Consider the following 23,484-nt stretch of genomic DNA (forward strand, 5'->3'; position numbering starts at 1 on the left):
TGATTAAGGATAGATAAATCTTCGTAAAGGATGGTTGCCCAACCTCATTACGGAGAACGATATGCCTACCACTGATAATTTCCACGATTATAGCGCCGGTCTGACGGGGCCCATTTGTGGTGGGTTTTCGATCACGCCCGATGACGCCGCAGATATCGCGCAGGTGACACGCGCCGTCATGGTTTCAGGCGCTGGCGATCTTTCGGTGGTGTTAAAAAGCGGGGATACGATGACGCTGCCAAATCTTATGGCTGGCGTCGTTTACCCATTCAGGATTGCCCGCGTTTTGGATACCGGAACGACCGCATCTGGTATCAAGGGGCTTGTCTAGCTGCGATGTAAATTCCCGTGGCTGGATGCCGCGGGTCATTGGCCCGTGGGACGAAAAAGCACGGGAAGCGTCGAAAGCAAAATGCGCAAATCACCCATAAACGTGACGTTATGCACATATTGGCGGTCAAGCTTTACCCGGCGGATGTAGCAGGGCGCGCGGCGCGCCGTTACTTGCCATAATCCTGTAATGCCGGGCCTGATCGCCAGATAATCTGCCTTGCCCTCGCCGTATAATGACAGTTCGGGTCGGGTCACAGGGCGCGGGCCGACCAATGACATATCCCCCCGCAATACGTTCCAAATCTGGGGCAGTTCATCCAAGCCTGTTCGGCGTAAGAATTTGCCAAAAGGTAGGATGCGCGGGTCGTTAGAAAGCTTTCGGTTGGTGGCCCATTCAGATTTCTTTTCCGGGTGATTTTCCAATATTTCCAACAGCGCCTGATCTGCATTTTCGATCATCGTACGAATCTTCCAGCACTGAAATACGACACCATTTTTCCCGATACGTGGGTGAGTGAAAAACCCCGAGTGCGCGCGGGTTTTGGCGATCATCCACAACACGAGAATCGTCAGCCCGACGGCGGGCAATAAGGCCACGCATACCGTAACATCAAACAGGCGCTTCCCACCCCGTGCATAGGCCCCCTGACGGGGCGAGGTGCGTAAGACTTTGATGTGTCGTGAAGTATGGTCGAGAAACGCCATAATCTGCCCGCGTGGCCCTTTTCCAATCAAGAGGTGATTGGCGGATCATGCGCAGCGGATACTAAATTCGGGTTAAGTCGGGCCGAGTATCAAGGTTAAATATACTTGAACGAAACATCACCCGGCACGATCGTCGCGGCCGTGAGGTTTCCTGTCGCGTAAGCGCCGGTATCGATAGAGATGACGCCGGGTTTCATTTCTGGCGCGTCGATGATGGTGTGACCGTGGACGATCCACGTCCCATCAGTCCGTTCCACATTTCCGAAATCCTGGTGTCCCCATAGCAGGGCGCTTTTGTCTTGGGCATTAATTGGCAGCGCAGGGTCTGCGCCAGCATGCACAAATGCAACATTCCCCGAGGTCCAGGACTTGGGGAGATTCGTGACCCAGTCCAAAAGATCCTGCCCCATCGCATCAACCAGCTCGTCACGTGCACGCTCAAGTTCGGCTCCTGAGGAGGTTTGGGAAATGCCTGAGACATCAAAGCTGGCCAAGGTTTGCAGCCCGCCAAACCGGAGCCAACGCGCGCCACGATCAGCGGGGTTTGCGATGAAATCAAGCATCATCTCTTCATGGTTCCCCATGAGGCAAATCGCACCGGAAGCGGCAAATACGGCTTTCAATACATCGGCACTTTGTTCGCCCCGATCAATCAAATCCCCTAGAAAAACAAGCTGTGAACCAGGTTGCTCTACCGGAAGTCGTTGAAGAATATCAAAGCGGCCATGAATGTCGCCAATCGCGACAAAGGGTTCATCTGGGCAGATCGGGTCAAAATGCGCGGTGGTTTTCTTGGAACGTTTAAACCATTTTCCCAACATTTATTCTGCCCATCAATCTGTGTTGCAAAACTGGCGCAAAGCCGTTCTAAAAGCTGTGATAATTAACCCAGCCAAGTGAACTCACCCGTAAACGTAGGTACGGTTTGCCCATGCTGCTTAAATAATAAGAAGGACCGCAGATGCAAGAGCGGACCAAAAGAATAACATATGCTACGGGGTTTTTTCTGGTTGCTGTAACGGGGGCTTCAACGCTCTCCGGTCAGTCGCTGACGACATATGGCACGCCGGGTTTGGTTGAAATGCCAACAGCCGAAGTGATGAGTGATGGCGACTTTGCCATTACCGCAAGCGCATTTGGCCCCAATTACCGCTACACGGCAGCCTTCCAAGTTTTGCCGAGGGTCTATGGCGCTTTTAGGTATTCAAAGATCAGCAATATTAGCCCCCCTACCGCTGCTTACGGTGGGGATACATATGACCGTAGTTTCGACATCCATTTTCAAATGTTCGACGAGGCAAGGTATCGCCCTGCTATGGCAATCGGACTGCGGGATTTCTTGGGGACCGGCATTCTAAGCAGCGAATATATCGTCGCTACCAAAAGCCTTGGGTCAAATATCGAGATTACAGGTGGCATGGGCTGGGGCCGTTTGGCTGGCCGTGGGTCATTCTCGAACCCGCTGAGCGTTTTTTCGGACAGCTTTGATACCCGGAAGAAGGGTGCCAATAGGGGCGGGCAATTAGAAACCGGGAATTGGTTTCGCGGGCCGGCATCGTTGTTTGGTGGTGTGAAGTGGAAGATCAACGAAAAGGCAACCTTCTTCGCTGAATATTCTCCTGATCTGTATACGCGTGAATTGCCAAATACCGGGATCGACATTTCAACGCCGCTTAACCTCGGGCTTGAATACCGATTTAAAAATGGCGTGAACCTGAAAGGGTTTATTGTTGGCGGTAACGAAATTGGCGCACAGCTGAGCTATATCCTCCAGCCACTCAAGCCAAGCGTGCCGGGCGGTATGGAAAATGCGCCGCGGTCAGTGGGCGCGCGTAATCGACTGGCTATCGCGGATTGGAACAACACCCAGAAGGGCGGCGGCAAAGACGCTGTGCAACGTGTTCTTAAGTCGCGGTTGGCTGCTGACGGCATCGAGCTTCAAGGCTTTACGATGAGTGGTACGCAGGCGACTGTGCGCGTTGATAATAAACGTTGGGGTGTGGAGGCGCAGGCTGCTGGCCGCGCCGCGCGGGTTATGGCGACAACGCTGCCCCCCGAGATCGAAGAGCTTAACGTTGTATTCCAAAAGAACGGGGTGCCGATTAGCCGTGTCGTGACGCAGCGATCTGACCTTGAAGAATTGCAATTCGACTATGATGGTCCTTGGCGAACACTCGCGCGTGCGTCGATTGAGGATGCGTATGACGAAAGCCGCGTGGGTACAATCGAAGACGCATTTCCGGTTTTTGAATCCTCGTTCCGGCCGTATATGGCAACATCATATTTTGACCCCAATAGTCCGATCCGGGCAGATCTGGGCTTGCAGTTAAGGCTGGCATATCGCCCGACGCCGGGGCTGACTTTTGCGGGACAGCTTCGGTATCCGTTGGTCGGTAATATTGACGATTCCACGCGGGTTTCAAATTCGCTTATCGAGCCTGTGCGCACCAATGCGGTGCGGTATGCGCAGGAATCTGATCTAGAAGTTAACCGGCTAACTACTGAATACATATTTCGTCCGGGTCAGGATCTGTTTGGCCGCGTTTCCGCAGGATATCTGGAAAATATGTTTGGCGGCGTATCGGCAGAGGTTCTTTGGTATCCGACGTCAAGCCGTTTGGCCTTGGGTGCCGAGATCAACTATGTAAAGCAACGTGATTTTGATATGCTTTTTGGCTTTCAGGACTATGAGGTTCTGACAGGCCACGCCTCTGCCTATTACGATTTTGGCAATGGGTTTTACGGGCAGTTGGATGTCGGCCGGTATTTGGCCGGCGATTATGGTGCAACGATTTCCATCGACCGAGAGTTCAACAACGGGTTCAAGGTTGGCGGCTATTTTACATTAACGGATGTGCCGTTTGATACGTTCGGCGAAGGCTCGTTTGATAAAGGCCTGCGGATCGAAATTCCATTCTCTTGGATTACGGGCAGACCATCGCGAACATCCATTGCCCAAACCATCAGTCCGATTACCCGAGATGGTGGCGCACGGTTGAATGTTCAAAACCGCTTGCATGGTTATGTGAGAGACTATCGTGGAAAAGAGCTGAGCGACGGTTGGGGGAGATATCTGAGATGATCAGACATGTTGTGGTGACACTTCTTACGACTGTGCTTTTATCCGCCTGTACCGCTGGGGAAAGCCTGATCTACCGTGGCCTTGAAATGGTCGAGGACGAGCCCGGACGAGTAGCATTGCCGGCTGGCCAGTTCCCGCCCCGCTTCGCCGCGCTGGTCGCTGACACATCTGTGCCGTTGCTGGTTGTTACCATCGAAAGCAGCAAGCAGGGTGGCCGTTTGCTGTTGGAGAATTCAGTTAATGATGTAGAGACATGGCTAAGCGCGGATATGAGCGCTTTGATGATCCAAAATGGCATCATTCGTGGGACGCGGGGCGTCGGAAGTGAACTATTCGCGTCTGATATTTCAGAGCCAATGAACCTGATATTGTCTGGAAATACGGGGTACTCGGACCGTTTCACGAGTAACCTTGGGGGTGATGATAGAATCAGGACGCGCACATACCGTTGTTTGGTCGAAACCAAAGGGTCGGATGTGATCAATCTTGAGATAGGTCGCGTAGCGACACGGGTTATGACTGAAGATTGTAAAAGTATGGACCAGTCGTTTACAAACACCTATTGGGTGAGCTCGACGACAGGTGCGATTGTACAATCGCGCCAATGGGCTGGGGATGACGTTGGATATATGATTATCCAAGTCGGTGTCCGTTAAATTATATTAGGTCGGGGGCGCATCGCTGCTGACATCGAGTATTGGATTGGGAGTGACGTTTCGTGAAATACCTTTTAATGGCAGTATTGAGTCTCGTTCTTGCCAGTTGTGGTACCGTTTATCGCACACCTAAAGTTGTCGAAGGCGCTGCAGGCGGGGCGAATGTTCGGGTTCTTGATCTGAACCCTGAAACGGTTATTCAGGCCAATCGGTCGCCTTATTCGCCAAAAACGCTTCCGGCATTCTTTTCGCAGGCATCAAGCGGGGGTGCATTTTCTACCCCGGCAGCCCGCCCGGCCGCGCTTGCAACGCGCTTGCCACCAAAGGTGAACCCCGGACCGTATGAAATTGGCGTCGGCGATGTTGTGTTGCTTGCGACACCACGTGCCCAATCGTCAGTTGAGCAGCTTTCGGGTTTGCTGGCCGCGCAGAATGCCCGGCAAGGGTACACCGTTCAAGACGATGGGGCGATTAACATCCCTAATGTTGGTCGTGTTCGGATTGCTGGTTTGACGATTGAGGATGCTGAAGTCGTTTTGTTTCAGCGGCTTGTTGAGAACCAGCTTGATCCCATCTTTAGTTTGGAAATTTCTGAGTTTAACTCGCGTAAAGTGTCGATCGGGGGGGCTGTTGCGCTACCAACGGTAATTCCTGTGACACTATCGCCGCTGTACCTCGAAGAGGCGCTTGCCGCGGCAGGTGGTATCACCGTCGAGGACCAAGACTATGCGGCAATCCGTTTGTACCGCGATGGAACAATGTACCAGATTCCCCTCAACCAGCTTTATTCGCGTGTCAGCCTGACCAAGACGCGCCTGTTACCGGGGGATTCGGTATTTGTTGATACAGAATACGACCTATCGCAGGCGCGTGAAAATTACCAAGCGCGCGTGGAGTTGGGGGTCGATGACCGACAGTATGTCTACCTCGCTGGTGAGGTCGGAAAACAATCGCGGTTTGCGTTGCCATTCGAACGCAAGGCAAGTCTTGCTGACGCAATGTACGAATCCGATGGGATCGCATCTTTGACAGGTGACGTGTCGCAAATCTATGTTTTGCGGTCTTCGTCTGACCCGCGTGAATTCGGGGCGATCACCGCATGGCACCTTGACGCACGCAATGCAGCGAATTTTGCTTTGGCCCCACGGTTTGAACTGCGCCCTGATGATATCATCTTTGTCGCGCAGCAGCCTGTCACCAAGTGGAGCCGTGCCGTGTCGCAAATCCTGCCGCAAATCTTGAGCCTCGGTACTTCGATTACCGATTAATCCTCGGCGCATTAGAACACAAAAGGCCGGGCATTGACCCGGCCTTTTGCATCTCTGCGACGTAAGTAATCCCTATGATCCCCGAAAAGATACTTGGGCCGAACGCGATAACCGTATGACCGCTTGGCGGAACAAGACTGCCGTTGCGCAATCTAATCCCTAGGTCGGTTTTCGCAGACACGGCACCGGATCAGTTCAGATCCAGAACGATCTTTCCGATGTGTCCCTTCTCTCCAAACGCTTTCTGAGCGGCGCTGATCTCTCGAAGCGGATATGTTTCGGCCACCAAGGGCGCGATCTCGCTGCGTTCAATTCGTTCGATAAGATTGCCAAAGACCTGTGGCTCCAGCACGGTGCAGCCGAAGAAGCTTAAATCCTTGAGGTCGAGCGTGCGCACGTCCAGCTCGACAATAGGCCCGCCAATCGCGCCAGCAACGGCATAGCGGCCACCAGGGCGCAACGCGTCCAGCAATGCGGGCCACTGCGGACCTGCGACCAGATCAATGACGACATCGACCTGTTTTCCACCGAGAACGGAGAGGTAATCGTCGTTACGGTCAAGCGTTTCGCTTGCTCCGAGGGCTTTCAGTTTGTCGGCCTTTGCCGCACTCGTGATCGCAATGACATTTGCGCCGCGGGCCGATGCCAGTTGCACTGTCGCCGATCCGACCCCGCCGGACGCCCCTGTCACCAGAACGGTTTCACCGGCCCTTACGGCAGCGCGTGTCAGCATGTTTTCGGCGGTAGAATAGGAACAGGGAAACGATGCCAGCTCGATATCGCTTAGGTCGCTATTTACCGGATAGGCATGCCGCGCCGCAACACGTGCGAATTCTGCAAAGCCGCCATCGCATTCTGATCCAAAGTACCACGGCGTCTCTAACGTTTCTCCGTCTGCCTCGCGGATACAAGGTTCGATTAGAACCCGTTCACCGATACGGGCCGGATCGACCTGTTCGCCCACGGCAACGATACGTCCACAGACGTCAGCCCCCTGAATGCGCGGGAACGACAACGGTTTTCCAGACCAACTCGCGTCTTCGGCATCGGCCTCGCTTTTGGAATACCACGCCGTTCGGGTGTTGATATCGGTATTATTCACCGCGGCTGCACCGACCCTGACGATCACATCGCGCGCGCCGGGCTTTGGAACGGGCAAGTCGTCACGCCATTGCAGTTTCTCAGGCCCCCCATGTCCCGTCAACACGCCGCCGCTCATCTTGGTGGGTAATGACATGGAGTTCTCCTTGGGTAGAATGATTTCTCTACTTGCTGAGGTAGAGGGATCGCTCTATTATGTCAAGAATGACAGATTACCAGAGCCAAATTGATGCCGGGCTCGAGCAGGCCTTCGCGACCTATGGCTTTGCCGAACCCAACATAGAAACCCTGCGCAAAGCGACCGGGGTGAGCCTTCGCACGCTGTATAAGTATGTCCCCTCGCGTCAGGAGATGATCCTGCGGGCGTTGGAGTATCGGCATCACCGCTATATGGCGCATGTGTTCGCCGAAACCACGCAGCCAGACGGGATGTCCTTGGAGGGCATCGTTGACCGTGTTGACCAGTGGATGAAGGCGGAAGCGACGCATGGCTGCCTGTTTCACGCGGCTGTTGCCTCGGCCCCGCAGGATGAAAAGCTGCGCGCGTTACTGGACCGGCACAAGGCCGAGATGGCCCAACGCACCGCTGAGGTGTCAGGCTTGCAGGGACACGAAGGCGAAATCTCGATCATCATCGAGGGATTGATGCAAAGCTGGCCATTACGCGGCCCCGAGGCTGTCACGGCGGCAAAGACATTGTGCGCAATTCTATTGCAGGTAAACCGCCCTAGCAGTGGTTCTGAGAATTCGTGAAAGCTGCATTGTTATTACGAGCAGCAATTTTACCGTCTGAGTTCCGCCGATCTTTTGGCCAGCTCGAACCCCATTCTGCGGATAAACGGGGTACCTAATCTGTGTATTTCGGCAACACTGAATAGCTTGACCCCTAGTTTAGACCAATAACCGCCCAATTTCGGACACATATCCAATTTATCTCTGAACAGATCGTTGATCCTGACGGAGTGTCGGAATGTATCTTTCAGTTGTTGTCCCTTGCATGAACGAGGAAGAGTCGATCCCGGGTCTCGTGGTGCGACTGTCGCAAGCTATTAAGCCTTGGAAAGATCAGGCCGAAATCATCTTGGTCGATGACGGGTCTACGGATGCAACATGGAAGGCAATTGAGGCCGCGCAACTGACCTGCCCCCAGCTTGTTGGTGTGAAACTATCGGCAAACAGGGGCCACCAGATCGCGTTGACCGCTGGGCTGGAAGCATCGCAGGGCGACCGTATTTTTATGCTGGATGCCGATCTTCAAGATCCGCCAGAACTGCTGACCGATATGATGTTCATGATGGATCGCGGTTTTGACGTTGTCTATGGCCGTCGCAGCGAACGCCGTGGCGAGACAATGTTCAAGAAAGCCACCGCGCATCTGTTCTACCGCTTTTTGAATGCAATGTCTGATGTGCCGATCCCTCAGGATACGGGTGATTTCCGTCTTGTGAATCGCCGGTCGCTGGATGCTGTTTTGGCGATGCCGGAAAAAGCGCGGTTTATCCGCGGAATGTTTGCATGGGCCGGTTTCAAGCAGGTCGGCATCGAATATATCCGTGCGCCGCGTGAACTGGGCGAAACCAAATACCCCCTGCGCGCCATGATGCGGTTCGCAATTGATGCGATGACGGCGTTTTCAACTAAACCGCTTAAACTCGCGACACGGCTGTCATTCATCAGCTTGTTGATGGCGGGGCTTATGGCCGTCTATGTGATCTATTCTCTTGTTGTGTATCAAACAGCCCCGGGCTGGGCGTCGGTCGTTCTGGCTGTCAGCTTTTTCTCGGGAGTGCAATTGCTGACCTTGGGGATATTGGGGGAATATATTGGCCGCCTGTATGTCGAGGCCAAGAACCGCCCGATGTATTTCGTGAGCGAAGATACCCGTGACGTTGAACAATCCCCCCAGCGTTTGCGTGCCTAATGCTGATATTACAGCATAAACTGGTTCGCTTCTGCCTCGTCGGGGGCGGCACGGCTTTGGTCTATGTGTTGTTGTACCTAGCGTTTTTGGCAGCGGAGTTGCCGCAGGTGTTGGCCAACGGGTTTGCCTTTGTGATGGCAGTGATGCTGCAATATGCAGGCCAGGCCGCGTTCACCTTTGGCCGCCAGTTGAACGACCTTGGCCAGATCCTGCGTTTTACGGTGATGGTCATTTTGGGTTTCGTCAGCTCTGCCCTGATTACGTCGATATTGCCCACGATGACCGGCATGCCTGATTGGGCCGCTGCCGTCTTTGTTGCGATATATTTGCCAGTTCAGAACTTTGTATTCATGACACTGTGGGTCTTTGCACTGCCTTTCTCCAGAACGGAAATCACATCATGAGCCATATCTATAACGATACGTTTTTCGACTACATCAACCAAAGCGCGCGGGCCTCGGCCACGCCTTTGATTGCTTTGCTGTTTCCCAAGCTTCAGCCGCAAAGCGTCATTGATCTGGGCAGTGGCCGGGGTGTCTGGATGGATGAATGGCAGCGCGCTGGCGCAAGGGATGTTTTGGCCGTCGATGGCGATTATGTGAACCGCGATCAACTTGCCGTCGCACCCGAGGATTTTCTAGCTGCCGATCTGACGAAACCTGTGGAAACGGGTCGCCGTTTCGATCTGGCGCAAAGCCTTGAGGTAGGTGAGCATCTGCCAACAGAGGCGTCTGACACCCTTGTGGATAGTCTGACAAATGGGTCGGACCGGGTGTTGTTTTCAGCAGCGGTAACGGGCCAAGGTGGGGAGTTTCATGTGAATGAACAGCCGTTGTCGTTCTGGCAAGATTTGTTTGCCGCGCGCGGATATGTTGCATTTGATTGTGTGCGCCCTGGCCTGAAGAACAACAAGAATGTCGCGCCTTGGTACCGCTATAACACGATCTTGTATGTGAACGCTGCCGGTCGTGATGGGCTGCCTCGGGATATTCTGGATACCGAAATCGCTGCCGGTCAGCCTGTCAGGAACACGGGTCATCTGGGCTGGCGCATGCGGTTGGCGCTGGTCAAACTGCTGCCGCGTCCTGCGGTGACCTTTATTGCGCAGGCCCGGGCTTTGGTTCTGGCCATCCGCGCGCGCCGGACAAAGACAGTTGGCGCGGCGTAGGCAGTACCGCAGCGATGCCGACACCCCCAACAGCCAATAACTTACGGCTCTGGCGCACCTTCGTGATGGCGTTCATTGCGGTGATGATCATGTCAGCGATGAACTTGGCCGACCCGATGATCCGCCACGACGATTATCCTGCGCTATTCGCCGATGCGCCGATGTTCTGGAACAAGACCCTGCACGAAGGGCGCTGGCTGAATTATGTCTGGCACCTACGCCCGTTCGTCACCCCGCCTTGGGTGAACTTTGTCGTGTACCAAGGGCTGTGGGCGTTGTTCGTTGCATCCATCGCGGTGGTGGCAAGCGGGCGCAAAGGCACCGATGTGTTCACGGTGCTGATGGCGTTGATGCTGATGGTATCACCATCCGCGATGTTGATTTCGGTATGGTTCAACACGTTGATTCCCGGCCTTGCTGTGGTTGCTCTGTTCGGGCTGCTGGCCTGCAAGGTTTCAAGCCGCATGTTGCGTGTGCTTTTGCCGGGGTTCGTGATCGTCAGCTTTATGGCTTATACGACGTATCCGCTGCTTTTGCTGGCTATCTGTATCGCCAAGACCGAGGACCGTTCCCTGCGGGATCTGGCTGGGCTGCTGTTTTTGTTCTGCGCCAGTTTTATCGCGGCGGTTCTTACCGTTTATGCCCTGAACTGGCAGGTGCATGGCATCTTCGGTGTGCCCATGGCCGAGTGGCGCGAGGCGACATCGGCAAGCGGTATATCCGGGATCGTGGAGAACCTGCCCAAGTTACGCGAATCGTTTCAGGTTATCTTTCACCGCAACGGGTTTGGCTTCTTGCCTTTGATCCTGTTTTTCCCTGCGCTCACGGTCGTTTCATTCGTGATACTATTCAAGCGCGCGCCCCTTGAGGCGTTGTATATCCTTGCCGGGTTGGCCGTTGGGATTGCGCTGGTGACAGTGCAGGTTCTAAAGATCGGCGTTATTGTGCCGCCGCGCGCCTTTATCTTTATGTGGGTATTTGCCGTGTTGGCGATTGTCCGGGCTGTTCAATTGCTTGGCGTAAAAAGTAGTTTGCCAAGCCGTCTCGGCCGGAATGCCATTATGCTGGTCATTGGCGTCTATTTTATTCAAATCTTTCTGTTTTATGGTCAATTTCGGGCTTGGCAGTCCGACACCAAAGCGATTGCCCAGGATCTTGGGCCACTTGGCGGTGAGGTTTTCGTTTACGGCAATCCGATGCACATCGCGTCAGGCAAAAAGGCGAGCATTCAGTCACGCGAAGCATTTTCGCTGCGGTTAAGGCATTTTACGGATCGGAAAGTCGTCAACTGTGATTTGACACCTGCTGACTGTCCGGCACGTCCAGATTTGGGGGCAGCAGATCAAGGTGAAATTCACCTGCGGGCCACGGATGCGGGCCAGTTTGTGATTTTCACCCCGATTGAGGAACCTCAATCAGATCGGGACTGACAGCTCTGACAGCAGGGGTGGGTTTGCGCCCGCGCGTGACACGGTTATTGCGGCCACTTCTGCACCCAAACGCAAAGCTGCCTGCGCATCATCGGCCGATAGGGACGCGATCCCTTGTTTCGTCAGGCATCCCATTTGCGACAGCTTGGCCAGCACCCCGGCGTTAAAGGTATCGCCGGCCCCAACGGTATCAACGACATCTACCTTGCGGGCGGCAGATTCGGTGCTTTGGCCGCTTGCAAGATATGCCTTCGCCCCGTCGCTGCCTTTGGTAACAATCACAAGTTTCGGCCCCTGAGCCAAGATTTCCGCCGCCTTGTCATCCAGCGTGGCGTCGCCATCGATGATCCATTTCAGGTCATCGTCCGACACTTTGAGGATGTCACAAACGGTGATCATTTTGGCCAAGCGTGCACGATATGCTGCGGGATCGGTGATGAATTGTGGGCGGATGTTGGGATCAATCATAATGACGCGACTGTCAGCCTGATCGACGGCTAGCGCGGCATAAAAATCGGCGGCGGGCATCCCGATCAAACTGATGCCACCAAAGTAAAGCGCGCAGGCGGTGTTGGGGATAACCGGAAGGTTTGCCATATCAAGGGAACGCCCCGCCGTGTTTTCATCGTAGAAAGTGTAGGTCGCGTTCCCGCCGGATAGTTGGACAAAAGCCAGCGTGGTGGGGCGATCCGAAAAAATCACATGCGACGTGTCAACATTGCTGGCGTGCAGCGCGTCTTGCAGTTGTGTCCCGAACATATCGGTCGACAGACCAGAGACAAAACCAACCCCTTGTTCGAGCCGCCCCAAGGCACGGGCCGTGTTGAATACTGCGCCACCGACATGGGGTGTGAACGCACCATCCCCTTCGATCATGTCGATCAATGCTTCTCCGCAACACAGTATCATACTGCCTCCAACCGCTGGCTTTGGAGTTTGATAAGGGTGTGAGCGCTAACGGTCCAGAGAAAAGTTGGCTATCATCTTCGGTCCGTCGTGCCACCAGATATGCCAAAGTAGCGGTTTAGAGACCCATTTAACCAATAGACCGACAGCTTTAGGTGGGTATGCCGATAGCTCTTTGTCGGATTTTCAAGAAAGGTTTCTGAGGGGAATCCGGCTCGTACTTAGTCTCTAAACCGCGGTTTAGTGTCTTATATGAGGGAAAATTATCGGATCAGCGGGTAAATATGCTGTCGCTATGTTCGGCCAGATAGATGCGAAGCCAGGGGGTGAATTTCTGGGGCTCTTCGCGGGTTTGGCGTGCCAGTTCTTCGAGCTCGATCCAGGCGGTGTCCAGCACCTCTTCGGGGTTTGGCGTGACGCTGGTCAGCGCGATTGCATCCGCGGTGTAGATATCAACAAGTTCGTGTTCGATCAGATCATTGCCGACGTCCGCGCGGTATTCGATCTGGTCGCGGTGCATTAGGCGCAGCCCGGTGATCCCTAGTTCTTCGTCTAGGCGGCGGTTGGCACAGGCCAATGCGGGTTCATCCCAAAACGGGTGGGTGCAACAGGCGTTCGCCCATAGGCCGGGGGTATGGTATTTCGACAGCGCACGGCGTTGGATCAGGGTTTCACTGCCGCGCATCACGAAAACGGAGATGGCTTTGTGGCGCAACCCGCGTTGGTGCACCTCGAGCTTTTCAACAGGGGTCAATACGCCGTTAACCCATGCCGGGATCATCGTGCGCATAGCGATGCCTGTATAATTTGGCGGGTTAGGTTTGCCAATTTTCTGATCCTAGATTCGGTGCCGGGCACGGGCCAAGGCATCTTGGGTATCTGATATATACGCCCACGTTTCTGGAATTTGTATACTTAACATCGGGCGCGCGCGAATTTGAACGCGCGCGGTTCGCTGTTGCCCACGATCCAGACTGCTAGGATACCCCGCCCTGCGCGAGAGTTTGTTCGATCTGGCCGTCGGAGTAACCCAAATCGGCGAGAATCTGTCGCGTGTGTGTTTGCCCATCAGGCATTTCCGGGGGCGTCGTTGCGATTGATGAATAGCGCGGCGCAGGGGTAGGTTGGCGCACACCGCCAGCCGTCGTAAATGTTGCGCGGCTTTGGTTGTGTGGGTGGTTTGGTGCTTCGGTCAGGGACAATACAGGCGCATAGCATGCGTCCGAGCCGGTCATTATTGCATCCCATTCATCGCGGGTTTTTTCTGCGATCACCTTGGTTAACTTATCGCGCATCTCGTCCCATTTGTTCGGGTCGGTTTGGGCTGCCATTGCAGGATCATTGGCAAGGCCGGTCAGTTCCAGCATGCGTGCATAAAACTGCGGCTCAATCGGACCTAACGAGATGAATTTGCCGTCACGGGTTTCATAGACGTCATAGAAATGCGCCCCGGTGTCCAACATGTTGACGCCGCGTTCATCCTTCCACCAGCCTTGGCCGTGAAAGCTGTAGATCATCGACATGAGAAGGGCAGATCCATCGGTCATTGCGGCGTCGATCACGGTGCCGTCGCCGCCGCGTTGGACATGCAAAAGGGCAGAAACCATGCCAAAGGCTAGCATCATCGCACCGCCGCCGAAATCCCCCATCATGTTGATCGGCGGGGTCGGTTTTTCCCCTTTGCGACCAAAGGCATGCAATGCGCCGGATAGCGCGATATAGTTGATATCATGGCCGGCCATCTGGGCATAAGGGCCGGTCTGGCCCCACCCCGTCATGCGGCCATACACCAGCTTGGGGTTCAGCAGCAGCATTTCGTCTGGACCAAGGCCCAGCCTTTCCATCACGCCGGGGCGGAACCCTTCGATCAGGCCATCGGCGGTCGCGACCAGATCGCGCAGAACTGCCTTACCGCTGTCAGATTTCATATCAATGGCGATGCGTTTGCGGGATCGCAGCAAAATATCGGTGCGGGCGTCGCTTTCGGGGCCACCTTTGGTGCCGCCGGGGCGTTCTATTCGGATCACCTCGGCCCCGTGATCGGCAAGCATCATGCAGGCGAAAGGGCCGGGGCCCAGGCCTGCAAACTCAATAATCCGCAAACCGTCAAGAGGACCGGGCATGGGGTTGCTCCTATTCGAAATTGGCTTTGCGTTTTTGCAAGAATGCGGCGACGCCTTCGGCGAAATGCGGATGCTTTCCGGCTGAGGCTTGGGCATCTCGTTCCTCGGAAAGCTGGTCTTGGAAGGTGCCATCGCCCGCTTGCCAGAGCAGTTTCCGCATCAAGCCAAGCGCGTGGGTCGGCCCGTTTGCAAGGCGGGCCGCGAATTCATGGGCGGTGGGCATCACGGCGTCATCCGCTACAACCTTGGTGACCATGCCCCAGTCAAAGGCCTGTTGCGCAGGGAGCTTTTCGCCAAGCAGGGCAAGTTCAGCGGCGCGCACACGCCCGACATTGCGCACCAGCATCCATGTGGCACCGCCATCAGGGACCAAGCCGATATGGCAAAACGCTTCGAGGAAGTAACTGTTTTCGCCTGCGATGATGATGTCACCGGCCATGGCGATGGACGCGCCGATGCCTGCGGCGGGGCCGTTGATTGCGGTGATCAGGGGCACGTCCAGATTACGGATTGCCATCATCAGAGGGTTATATGCTTGATCCAGCGCGGACCCGGCGTTGATATCGCCGGGTTTCGCGGCGGGGCTGGCCTGCAAGTTCGCGCCCGAACAAAATGCACGCGACGAGCCGGTCAAGATGATCGCCCGGCTGTTTTGGGCCGCCTTCTTTAGCGCGGCGGTCAGCGACACTGCCAGCTCCGGGGTCAACGCATTAAGGGTGGCGGGGTCGTTCAGCGCAATCGTTGTCACGCCGTCCAAGGTTTCGATCTTTAGGCCGTCTGTCATGTGTTCCTCCTGATTATGGGCAGCAAATCATTGATTGCGGGGATAGGCAAACGGGTGCTGAGCGTACGGTGGTTCTACGGCACGTTAACTGCCTTGGCGCAGCTTGGCCGCGATCTTATGCCCAACCCACGGAGCCCGCACATGTCTGATACTTCGCCAATCCTTTCGATGCCCTACATCCAACCCGCGCAAGCGCAAAAGCATGTGACCCATAACGAGGCGCTCAGGCTTTTGGATATGATCGTGCAGCTGGCTGTCCTATCGGCGGACCAGTCCGTGCCGCCCAGCACTGCCGTTGAAGGGGACCGGTATCTGGTCGCCGCGAATGGCCAGGCTGACTGGGCCGGGCAAAGCGGCAATATCGCTGTATTCGTCGACGCCAACTGGCAGTTTATCGCGCCGCTTGCAGGGTGGAGCGCGCATGTGCGTGATATCAGTACCACTGTCGTCTTTGACGGTGCGGCGTGGGCGGGCCAAGTGCCCGAGTTGAATAATCTTCCGGGGATTGGAATCGGCACCAACTTTGACAGTTATAACAAGCTGGCCGTGTCATCGGATGCGGTGTTGCTGAACCATGCAGGCGGGGGGCATCAGCTAAAGATTAACAAATCCAGCCAAGGGGATACGGCAAGTCTGCTGTTCCAGACCGGGTATGGCGGGCGTGCTGAAATGGGCATCGCCGGAAGCGATGATTTCGCGCTGAAGGTCAGTGCTGATGGGTCAAACTGGGTCGAAGCACTGCGTGTGGATGCCCTGACCGGGCGTATTCAAACCGCAGTGGCCGGTTGGCGCGAGGTATTGACGGCACCGCGCAGCTATTTCGTTGATCAGTCGTTGGGGAATGACGGAAATGATGGTCTGAGCGTTGGCGCAGGCGCGTTTGCATCGATTGGCAAGGCGGTTGAGGCGGCGATGATGATCGACACAGGTGGCAACGACATCACCCTAAAGCTGGCGCAAGGAACCTATAATCTGGCGCAACCGGTCAACGTGGATTTCGCCTTGGCCGGTGGCGGGCGGTTGGTTGTTGAAGGCGACCCCGGCGCACCCGATCTGGTCGTGATGGATGCGGTGGATCAGGTGTTTACCGTCGCGCAGGGAGAAGTTTTGTTGCGCGGGCTTAAGCTGCAAAATAACAGTAGTTCCGTCGCTACGATTTCGGCGCGTGGGAACAGCCATCTGTTGCTGGATAGTGTTACCTTTGGCGAAGCGGGCGGGCATATCGAGGCACGGGGCGCGCGGTTGACGTTGGCAGGTGCCTGTCTGATCGATGGTGATGCGGGGTATCACCTGCATCTGTCCGACGGTGCGCAATTTGATGGCAACGGGCAGACCGTAACGTTAGCCGGCGCACCTGATTTTGTAGATGCGTTTTGCGTTTGTACACATGCCAGTGTTGCGCGCTTTGCCGGGCAAAGATTTGCGGGCAGCGCCACCGGCACACGGTACGATTTGTCAGCAAATGCTGTGATTGATAGCGGCGGTGTGGTCTTGCCGGGCGACGTTGCGGGATCGACGCAAACCGGGGGTGTCTATCTATAATCGGACCTGCGCGAATTGATAGAATTGGATAAGAACGCCACTAAGTTGCCACAGAGCTAATATCCGCGGTTAACGAATTTTGATCAATATCATCCCCGGTAAGCATCCGGGGACTGGTTCAAATGGCGTTCGAACACAAAGTAACATTGCCGGGCAGATCGGATTCCTTTCTGACCGGCGTCACCGACATGGTGGTTTTTGATACGCCTTCTGGGTCTATTCTGTATACTACTTCGCGCTTTGGCGGCGGCGATCTGCTGGCGTATCGCATCGGTGCGGACGGGGGGCTGACCCAGTTGGACAGCCGTGCCATCGCAGGCGCTGCGCAATCCGGATCTGTCAACAAACTGACGCTTGTTGGCGACAGTCTGTACCTGACCGGCGTGCAGAACGCGGCGTTGACGAAAATCGACCTTGCAGCGGACGGCAAGTTTTCCGCCGTTTCTGCGGTAACAGGTGCAACATTGCCGCAGCAAATGCTGGGGGCCGAGGTCGCGATCGTTGGCGGGCAACCCTATTTATACGGAATAACAAGGGGGTCTGACGCGGTCGGGGTCTGGCGGATCAATGATAACGGGTCGGTCACCGAGATACAGAATGGCGGCGTAGGATCACAATCGCAGACCGCCCTGACCGGGATTAGCATTGCTGATGTCGGCGGCATGCCGCAGCTTTTGGTGGCCTCTGCCTCTGAAAATGCATTGATCAGAATGACGTTGGACATCAGCGGACGGCCGACCGAGGTCGCTCGTATCTCTGCCGAGGATGGTGTGGGCATTGCGGGCCCCAGTGTTGTCTCGTTCGTTGAGATTGGCGATCAGTCTTTTGGCGTGATGGGGTCCTCTGCCAGCGGGTCCCTTACCGTGGTGCGGTTGGGTGCTGACGGAACGATGCAGCTGACCGATCATTTGCTTGATACGTTGAATACGCGCTTTGATGACGTGACTCTTTTAGAGACAGTGGTTCACAATGATCGCGCCTATCTGGCAGCGGCGGGCGCGGATGATGGTGTGTCGATTTTTGAGCTGTCACCAGATGGGCGGCTTTTGCATCTAAGTACGATTGCCGATGCAGTGGATACGACCCTTGATGCCCCTTCCTCGCTTAGATTTTCGGTCCAAAACGATGCGCTGCACCTTGTTATGGCATCCGGTGCCGAAGCGGGGTTAAGCGCGTTTACCTTGGATATTTCGGGCCGGGCTACGCCCGTTTATGGGACGAGCGCCGCAGAATCCCTGAACGGTACGGCAGGTGATGATTTTCTGACGGGGAAGGCGGGAAACGACACATTATCTGGCGGTGTAGGCGATGATTTTCTGGTGGATGGTACCGGGACTGACCTGTTGACTGGCGGTGTCGGGGCTGACCGATTTATCATGACCGCAGATGGGACCGCCGACACGATCAGCGATTTCGATACGGCGCAGGACACGCTTGATCTGTCGGGCTGGTCCCTTGTGCGCAGCATTCCACAATCAGCATTTCAGTCGACAAATACGGGCGCGGTGCTGACGCTTGGTGATGAAAGCCTGACCCTTAAAAGCGCGGATGGTAAGGCGATCACCTACGCCGACCTACTCCCCCAGATTACATTGGGAACGTCGTATATCCCGCAAAACATGGTGCTACCTAACGAGCCCGACAGCCCGGTTACCCCGGCAAATCCCGTCGCACTGAACCTGATGGGGACCGCAGCGAATGATCGGTTGGAGGGCGATAGCGCGTCGGACCTTATTCAGGGGCAGGCCGCGAATGACACCATATATGGCATGGGTGGCGATGATACGATCAGGGGCGATGCGGGGGATGATGACCTGTACGGGAATGGCGGCAGCGACGTGGTCGAGGGTGGATCGGGCGTTGATCAGATATGGGGCGGTATCGGTTGGGATACCTTGCGCGGCGACGACGGCGACGATTTCATCTGGGGGGGCGACGGATATGATGCCATCGGTGGGGGGGATGGCAATGATGTGATCACCGGGAATAATGGTGCCGATCGACTGTATGGCGATGCCGGCAATGACAAGCTGACGGGCGGGTTGAATTCGGATCATCTGTGGGGCGGCGGTGACGATGACACGCTGTCAGGCAGCGCAGGTTCCGATGAATTATATGGGGGAAGTGGAAAGGATAAGCTGTACGGCAACGCGGGTGCCGACAAGTTGCTGGGCGAAAGCGGCAATGACCAGCTTGCGGGGGGGATCAACAACGATACCCTTGATGGCGGTGATGGAAATGATCGTTTGCAAGGCGATAACGGGTCAGACCGGCTTGATGGTGGGGCGGGAAATGACCTGCTGAAAGGTAACGCAGGCCATGATACTTTGGACGGTGGGTATGGCGACGATATCCTTTCTGGGGGGATTGGTGCCGACCAGTTTTCCTTTGGGTCTGGCCAGGATCAGATTGTCGATTTTCAGGACGACATTGATACGCTGGTTCTGGATGCAATGTTGTGGGGCGGTGGCGACCGCAGCCTGTCGCAACTCTCCGAATATGTCAGCTTGAATGACGACGGGTTCGTTACTTTTGACTTTGGCAATGGCAACACTCTTGAGTTGCTGAATGTGACATCCGCCAATGTCTTGGACAACGATCTGGACATCATGTGATTGCTTAAGGGTTATCGGGATTTGCCGTTATCAAAGCTCCATAATGTCGCGGTGATAGCGTCGCAGGAAAACCAGCCCAAAGAACCCCAGCAGAATTGAAATCGCATAGACATAGGTCGGGTTTGCGTAGGTTGCGTGATAGCTATTGTAAAACCCGGCGCGCACGGTCCCGATAATATGGACCAGTGGATTATACCAAAGCCAGTTTTGATAGGGCTGCGGCACGGCTTCCAATGTGAAAATCACGCCGGAAATCAGCAGCAGCGGCCGGGTTAGAATGCTGTAAACGCGTTGCCAAATTGGGAACATGGACATCAGGAAGCAGTTGAACGTCCCGATCCCCAGACCAAAACAAGCGGTCATCGCCAGCGCCGACATGATCGTTTCCCATTCAAGCGTGGTGCGGGTTTCAAAGCACAGAGCGATACCAGAAAATACGATAACGCTGACAAGGATTTGAGTGAGGAAATTCAGAATGAACCGCCCCGCGATTGCGTCGATGAATGTAACGCGGGGATAGGCAAGTAATTGTTTCGAGTAGTTAATAGCCTGCGCTGTTTTCGTACTAAGATCGTTGAACATCAAAAATGGCAGCAGACCGGTGGCATAAAACATCGCAAAGTTTGTGCCCAGCATCGGGTTACGGAACCCGATTGAAAAGATCGCTGACAAAAGTGCGACGCCAAGTGCCGGTTCCGCCAACGCCCACAGATAGCCACCGGGGGACCGCCCATAGCTTGTCGTCATTTCGCGCAGTATTAGGGCGCTGATTGTCCGCGCAGCCATGAAATGTTGCGGGCGGCTGATACGGCGCAATGGAGGGCTGGGAACTTGGTGCTCATCCGGCAGATCTGTTCAAGGTAAGATCCGGCTGGAATTCCGGGGCCCATTTATCTGGAACCATCCCGCCAAACCGGTCATGAATGAATGCATATTGCGCGGAAAAAGCATCACAGAAACCCGCGCGAATGTCTGCAGGCATCGCCGCCACAGCGCCTGGGTTGCTATGGTTTTCGGGGTCCGTCGCTATTGGTTCAATCTGCAGAAAGTTGCACAGGCTGTTCATGCTGCCCGGGTTGAACATGTCTTCGTAGAATAGATACTTGATGCGCGCTGGGGGTATCGCCGCCTCTAATTCGGTTATCGTACGGCGGTAATCTGCCCGTTCAATTGTGGCCAAACGACCGGTTTCGATCAACTGTTGCGCACGCGCGATGCACGCGCCTTGAAACGAGGTCGGAGACGGCGAGGCTGTTTTAACTGCCATTCTGATCTGCGACCACATCCGATCGATCGGGTCACGTAGGATAAAAATGAATTTGGCTGATCCAATCTGACCCATTTGCGTGAACATTTCACCGTCCAAAATCGCGTAGGCCGGGGTGATATCACAGACAACGGGCTGATTTTTATAATGCTCAAGCAGGTATTGCAGATAGGCGGAATGATCGCCCGGTTCACATGTGTAGATTTCCAAAAGGTCGGTGAGGTCGCGCAATTGCCGTAGATGCGCGCGGTTGCGTTTACCAAGTTGGGGGATCAGTCGCTTTGCCAAAATTTCGGTTGCCTGCACACGCATGTCAAATACCTGCTGCGCTTTGCCAGCGATGACGTCGAAATAATGCAGTTCCTTGTTGCGGGAAAAATGCACCTGTTCGCTGCGCCGCAACGCATCATAAAGCCACGTCGTCCCGGCCTTTTGCGCGCCGATGCAAAAAACCATTGTGGCCGTTGATGGAAAGGCAGTGTTGGGCATGAAAGTCACCTTGTCCAAAAGCATGAGGTCAGGGTTTCATGTTGTAGCTGTGCAATTCTATCGCTTCGTTAATATCGTCAAAGTAAATCAGTTTACCATTCTCAAGCACGGCACCTGCGTCACACATCTCGCGGATTAAGCCCATGGAATGACTTACGAAAATCGACCCCGCGCGCGACATCCGGTCGGCAAAAACGCTTTTGCTTTTTCGTTTGAACGCGGCGTCGCCTACGGCAGTAATTTCGTCAATCAGATAGGTGTCAAAGGTCAGACCCATCGATACACCAAAGGCCAGACGGGATCGCATACCCGATGAATACGACCGGATCGGCGCGTGAAACTGTTGCCCAAGCTCGGCAAAATCAGCGACATAATCCATAAGCGCGTCACTATTCGCGCCATATATCCGCGCGACAAAACGGGTGTTTTGCGCGCCGGTCATATCGGGGTGAAATGACCCGGCAAACCCGACCGGAAACGAAACATTTCCATCGCTTAACACCTCGCCTGATGTGGGGTCGGCAGTGCCCGCAATGATACGTAACAAGGTCGATTTCCCCGCGCCGTTGCGCCCCAGCAAACCCACAGATACCCGGCTGGGAAAGGTCGCATTTATGCGATCCGCGACCACCTTTCGATTGCCGTTCAGATGATAGAATTTCGATAGGTTTTGCAGAAGGATCATCGCCTTTTTCTAGCGCCGATCCCTTAATGAATAGCCAACCATCACCAGAATTGCCCAGATCAACAGGCTGAACAGCGCGACAAGCGCCATGGTGAGCAACCGGTCAGGGTATATCGATGTTTCTGCAAGGGTTGGCTTGATATGGGCCGCCAAATATCGGCTTTGGCGGCGCGATTCAGCAACCGCAACATCATACGAAACAAGGGCCGCGGCATAGGATTGTTCAGCGAATTCGCGATCTACCATAAGGCTTTCGAATTCGCCGACCAGATCGACCAACGCGCTGTCAGCCGTACCGTTTCCGCTACCGATCCCTAACTTTGCGCGCTCCTGTTTCAGGCGCGCTTCGATCACACCCTGACGCCTTATGGCCTGTCTGATACGGGGATCGGTCGGGGTACTGATCTGGCCTAACATATCAAGATCAATAAGCGTTTCAGCCAATTGCATCTCGAGAGAGGAGAGCAACCCCGTCTGAATTTTAAGCGTCGATTCCGGTGACACCACTTGGTTAAGGTTGCGGAATTTGGTCATATCGGACCGGGCAATTTTGAGCCTCTGAACGGCCGTCTCAAGGTCCTCGCGAGCGAGGCGTGTCGCGTCTTCACGGGCGATATCGGACAACCGGTTGATCAGCCTGCTGCTCTCGTCATAGATGAAACGCGCGATGTTTTGGGCGTCTTGCGGCGTAAATGCCTGCACCTCAAGCTCAATCAATCCGGTGCTACTGTCATTATAGACGCTGACCATGCGCAACCAATAATCCGTTAAATCTTCAATCGACCCGGGGGGGTGATAGCTGAAAACGGGGTCGATGTCGGGGTCAGCCTTTGACCACAGTTGGCGTAAATCAAGCGCTTCATCGACAGTGCGCACCAAATCCTGACTTTGGATGAATTCGTATAAAATATCCTCGTCCGGGGAACCCGATCCAGACAGCTCTGCCATACCGCCCAACAGCTCAATTGCTGAACTCGAATCCTCGGTACGGACCGAAAACCCCGCGACAGACACAAAGCGATCGGCCGCGCGTTCCCACAGGTACCATGCAGAAAGAAAGTTTGTGCCCAAGACGCAGATTACAAAGGTTAGAAAGATGATCCGGTGCCGCGGCTTAATACGGGCGGCAGGCACCGGGGGGGTAACGATATTCGGTTTCTGAGGGACCGCGGGCAGATTTCCATGCGGTTTCACAATATCAAATTGCTGCCCTTTCGCGGCGATTGCTGCTTTTTTGACGCCGCGCTGCTCTTCTATGCGTGCCAAGGCTTCCTTGCGCTCCCGGACTTTCAAAGCTTTGCGAACATCATGGGGCAGATTTCGGGCGCGCTCGGCGACTTGGCTGCGAAGGGGGGGCGTGCGTGCCATTCGCTAAATCCGATCACCGATTATTAAGCGATCTGTGTTCT

Annotated in this window: 22 protein-coding genes; 11 read left to right on the top strand and 11 right to left on the bottom strand. The window is 55.0% G+C overall.

The features are described from left to right. Positions 1-61: 61 nt before the first annotated feature. Entirely contained in the window at positions 62-331 is a 270-nt protein-coding gene (locus KZZ06_RS11240) for a hypothetical protein (protein WP_219580129.1), read from the top strand. Positions 332-366: 35 nt separating this feature from the next. Here the strand turns inward: KZZ06_RS11240 and KZZ06_RS11245 are convergent, their stop codons facing one another. Next, complete coding sequence (locus KZZ06_RS11245; protein WP_219580130.1) at positions 367-1,038, bottom strand: sugar transferase; 672 nt, start codon at positions 1,036-1,038, stop codon at positions 367-369. 95 nt (positions 1,039-1,133) lie between these two features. Beyond that, positions 1,134-1,859 (bottom strand): metallophosphoesterase, encoded by a 726-nt coding sequence (locus KZZ06_RS11250; RefSeq protein ID WP_219580131.1) that lies wholly within the window; start codon positions 1,857-1,859, stop codon positions 1,134-1,136. Positions 1,860-1,999: 140 nt separating this feature from the next. Between KZZ06_RS11250 and KZZ06_RS11255 the strand changes: the two genes are divergently transcribed. From KZZ06_RS11255 to KZZ06_RS11265, 3 genes are all read left to right on the top strand, one after another. Then, positions 2,000-4,120 (top strand): YjbH domain-containing protein, encoded by a 2,121-nt coding sequence (locus tag KZZ06_RS11255; protein WP_219580132.1) that lies wholly within the window; start codon positions 2,000-2,002, stop codon positions 4,118-4,120. Next, positions 4,117-4,776 (top strand): YjbF family lipoprotein, encoded by a 660-nt coding sequence (locus tag KZZ06_RS11260; protein ID WP_219580133.1) that lies wholly within the window; start codon positions 4,117-4,119, stop codon positions 4,774-4,776. The genes KZZ06_RS11255 and KZZ06_RS11260 overlap by 4 nt, the downstream gene beginning before the upstream one ends. Before the next feature lie 77 nt (positions 4,777-4,853). Further along, positions 4,854-6,044: a polysaccharide biosynthesis/export family protein gene (locus tag KZZ06_RS11265; RefSeq protein ID WP_219580446.1), complete on the top strand. Its 1,191-nt coding sequence runs from the start codon at positions 4,854-4,856 to the stop codon at positions 6,042-6,044. A gap of 190 nt (positions 6,045-6,234) precedes the next feature. Here the strand turns inward: KZZ06_RS11265 and KZZ06_RS11270 are convergent, their stop codons facing one another. After that, a complete protein-coding gene (locus KZZ06_RS11270) occupies positions 6,235-7,281 on the bottom strand; it encodes an alcohol dehydrogenase family protein (protein WP_219580134.1) in 1,047 nt (348 codons plus the stop codon). 59 nt (positions 7,282-7,340) lie between these two features. On the opposite strand from KZZ06_RS11270, the gene KZZ06_RS11275 reads away from it, so the two are divergent. The 5 genes from KZZ06_RS11275 (at position 7,341) to KZZ06_RS11295 (ending at position 11,664) form a co-directional block, all read left to right on the top strand. Beyond that, positions 7,341-7,898, top strand: coding sequence for a TetR/AcrR family transcriptional regulator (locus tag KZZ06_RS11275; protein WP_257884316.1), 558 nt, complete (start codon positions 7,341-7,343; stop codon positions 7,896-7,898). A gap of 217 nt (positions 7,899-8,115) precedes the next feature. After that, positions 8,116-9,066 (top strand): glycosyltransferase family 2 protein, encoded by a 951-nt coding sequence (locus KZZ06_RS11280; protein ID WP_219580135.1) that lies wholly within the window; start codon positions 8,116-8,118, stop codon positions 9,064-9,066. Next, a complete protein-coding gene (locus KZZ06_RS11285; RefSeq protein WP_219580136.1) occupies positions 9,066-9,470 on the top strand; it encodes a GtrA family protein in 405 nt (134 codons plus the stop codon). The genes KZZ06_RS11280 and KZZ06_RS11285 overlap by 1 nt, the downstream gene beginning before the upstream one ends. Next, a complete protein-coding gene (locus tag KZZ06_RS11290) occupies positions 9,467-10,234 on the top strand; it encodes a class I SAM-dependent methyltransferase (RefSeq protein ID WP_219580137.1) in 768 nt (255 codons plus the stop codon). The genes KZZ06_RS11285 and KZZ06_RS11290 overlap by 4 nt, the downstream gene beginning before the upstream one ends. 14 nt (positions 10,235-10,248) lie before the next feature. Next, positions 10,249-11,664 (top strand): hypothetical protein, encoded by a 1,416-nt coding sequence (locus KZZ06_RS11295; protein ID WP_219580138.1) that lies wholly within the window; start codon positions 10,249-10,251, stop codon positions 11,662-11,664. On the opposite strand, the gene KZZ06_RS11300 is transcribed toward KZZ06_RS11295, so the two are convergent. The 4 genes from KZZ06_RS11300 to KZZ06_RS11315 all read right to left on the bottom strand — a co-directional run bounded on the left by KZZ06_RS11300 (position 11,650) and on the right by KZZ06_RS11315 (position 15,477). Continuing rightward, positions 11,650-12,573, bottom strand: a complete 924-nt coding sequence (locus KZZ06_RS11300) for a carbohydrate kinase (protein ID WP_219580139.1) — start codon at positions 12,571-12,573, stop codon at positions 11,650-11,652. The genes KZZ06_RS11295 and KZZ06_RS11300 overlap by 15 nt on opposite strands. Positions 12,574-12,841: 268 nt before the next feature. Continuing rightward, positions 12,842-13,360, bottom strand: a complete 519-nt coding sequence (gene idi, locus KZZ06_RS11305; RefSeq protein ID WP_219580140.1) for an isopentenyl-diphosphate delta-isomerase — start codon at positions 13,358-13,360, stop codon at positions 12,842-12,844. Between the two features lie 187 nt (positions 13,361-13,547). Next, entirely contained in the window at positions 13,548-14,693 is a 1,146-nt protein-coding gene (locus tag KZZ06_RS11310; protein ID WP_219580141.1) for a CaiB/BaiF CoA-transferase family protein, read from the bottom strand. A gap of 10 nt (positions 14,694-14,703) precedes the next feature. Further along, positions 14,704-15,477, bottom strand: a complete 774-nt coding sequence (locus KZZ06_RS11315; RefSeq protein ID WP_219580142.1) for an enoyl-CoA hydratase-related protein — start codon at positions 15,475-15,477, stop codon at positions 14,704-14,706. A gap of 141 nt (positions 15,478-15,618) precedes the next feature. On the opposite strand from KZZ06_RS11315, the gene KZZ06_RS11320 reads away from it, so the two are divergent. Both KZZ06_RS11320 and KZZ06_RS11325 read left to right on the top strand, forming a co-directional pair. Further along, a complete protein-coding gene (locus KZZ06_RS11320) occupies positions 15,619-17,019 on the top strand; it encodes a DUF2793 domain-containing protein (protein ID WP_219580143.1) in 1,401 nt (466 codons plus the stop codon). Positions 17,020-17,141: 122 nt separating this feature from the next. Continuing rightward, on the top strand, positions 17,142-19,634 hold the full coding sequence (locus KZZ06_RS11325) for a calcium-binding protein (RefSeq protein WP_219580144.1): 2,493 nt from the start codon (positions 17,142-17,144) through the stop codon (positions 19,632-19,634). Between the two features lie 30 nt (positions 19,635-19,664). Here KZZ06_RS11325 and KZZ06_RS11330 read toward each other — a convergent pair whose 3' ends face one another. The 4 genes from KZZ06_RS11330 to KZZ06_RS11345 are packed head-to-tail and all read right to left on the bottom strand — an operon-like array spanning position 19,665 to position 23,443. Continuing rightward, positions 19,665-20,420 carry an ABC transporter permease gene (locus KZZ06_RS11330; RefSeq protein WP_219580145.1) on the bottom strand — a complete coding sequence of 252 codons (756 nt, stop codon included), beginning with the start codon at positions 20,418-20,420 and terminating at the stop codon, positions 19,665-19,667. Positions 20,421-20,472: 52 nt separating this feature from the next. After that, positions 20,473-21,390 carry a sulfotransferase gene (locus tag KZZ06_RS11335; RefSeq protein ID WP_219580146.1) on the bottom strand — a complete coding sequence of 306 codons (918 nt, stop codon included), beginning with the start codon at positions 21,388-21,390 and terminating at the stop codon, positions 20,473-20,475. A 28-nt stretch (positions 21,391-21,418) separates the two neighbouring features. Further along, entirely contained in the window at positions 21,419-22,075 is a 657-nt protein-coding gene (locus KZZ06_RS11340; RefSeq protein ID WP_219580147.1) for an ABC transporter ATP-binding protein, read from the bottom strand. Positions 22,076-22,084: 9 nt separating this feature from the next. Then, the gene (locus KZZ06_RS11345; RefSeq protein ID WP_219580148.1) at positions 22,085-23,443 is read right to left on the bottom strand and encodes a capsule biosynthesis protein; all 1,359 of its coding nucleotides are present in this window, start codon (positions 23,441-23,443) and stop codon (positions 22,085-22,087) included. Positions 23,444-23,484: the final 41 nt, after the last annotated feature.

Origin of the sequence: Sulfitobacter sp. CW3 (genome assembly GCF_019392245.1) — a bacterium.
Taxonomy (GTDB): domain Bacteria; phylum Pseudomonadota; class Alphaproteobacteria; order Rhodobacterales; family Rhodobacteraceae; genus Sulfitobacter.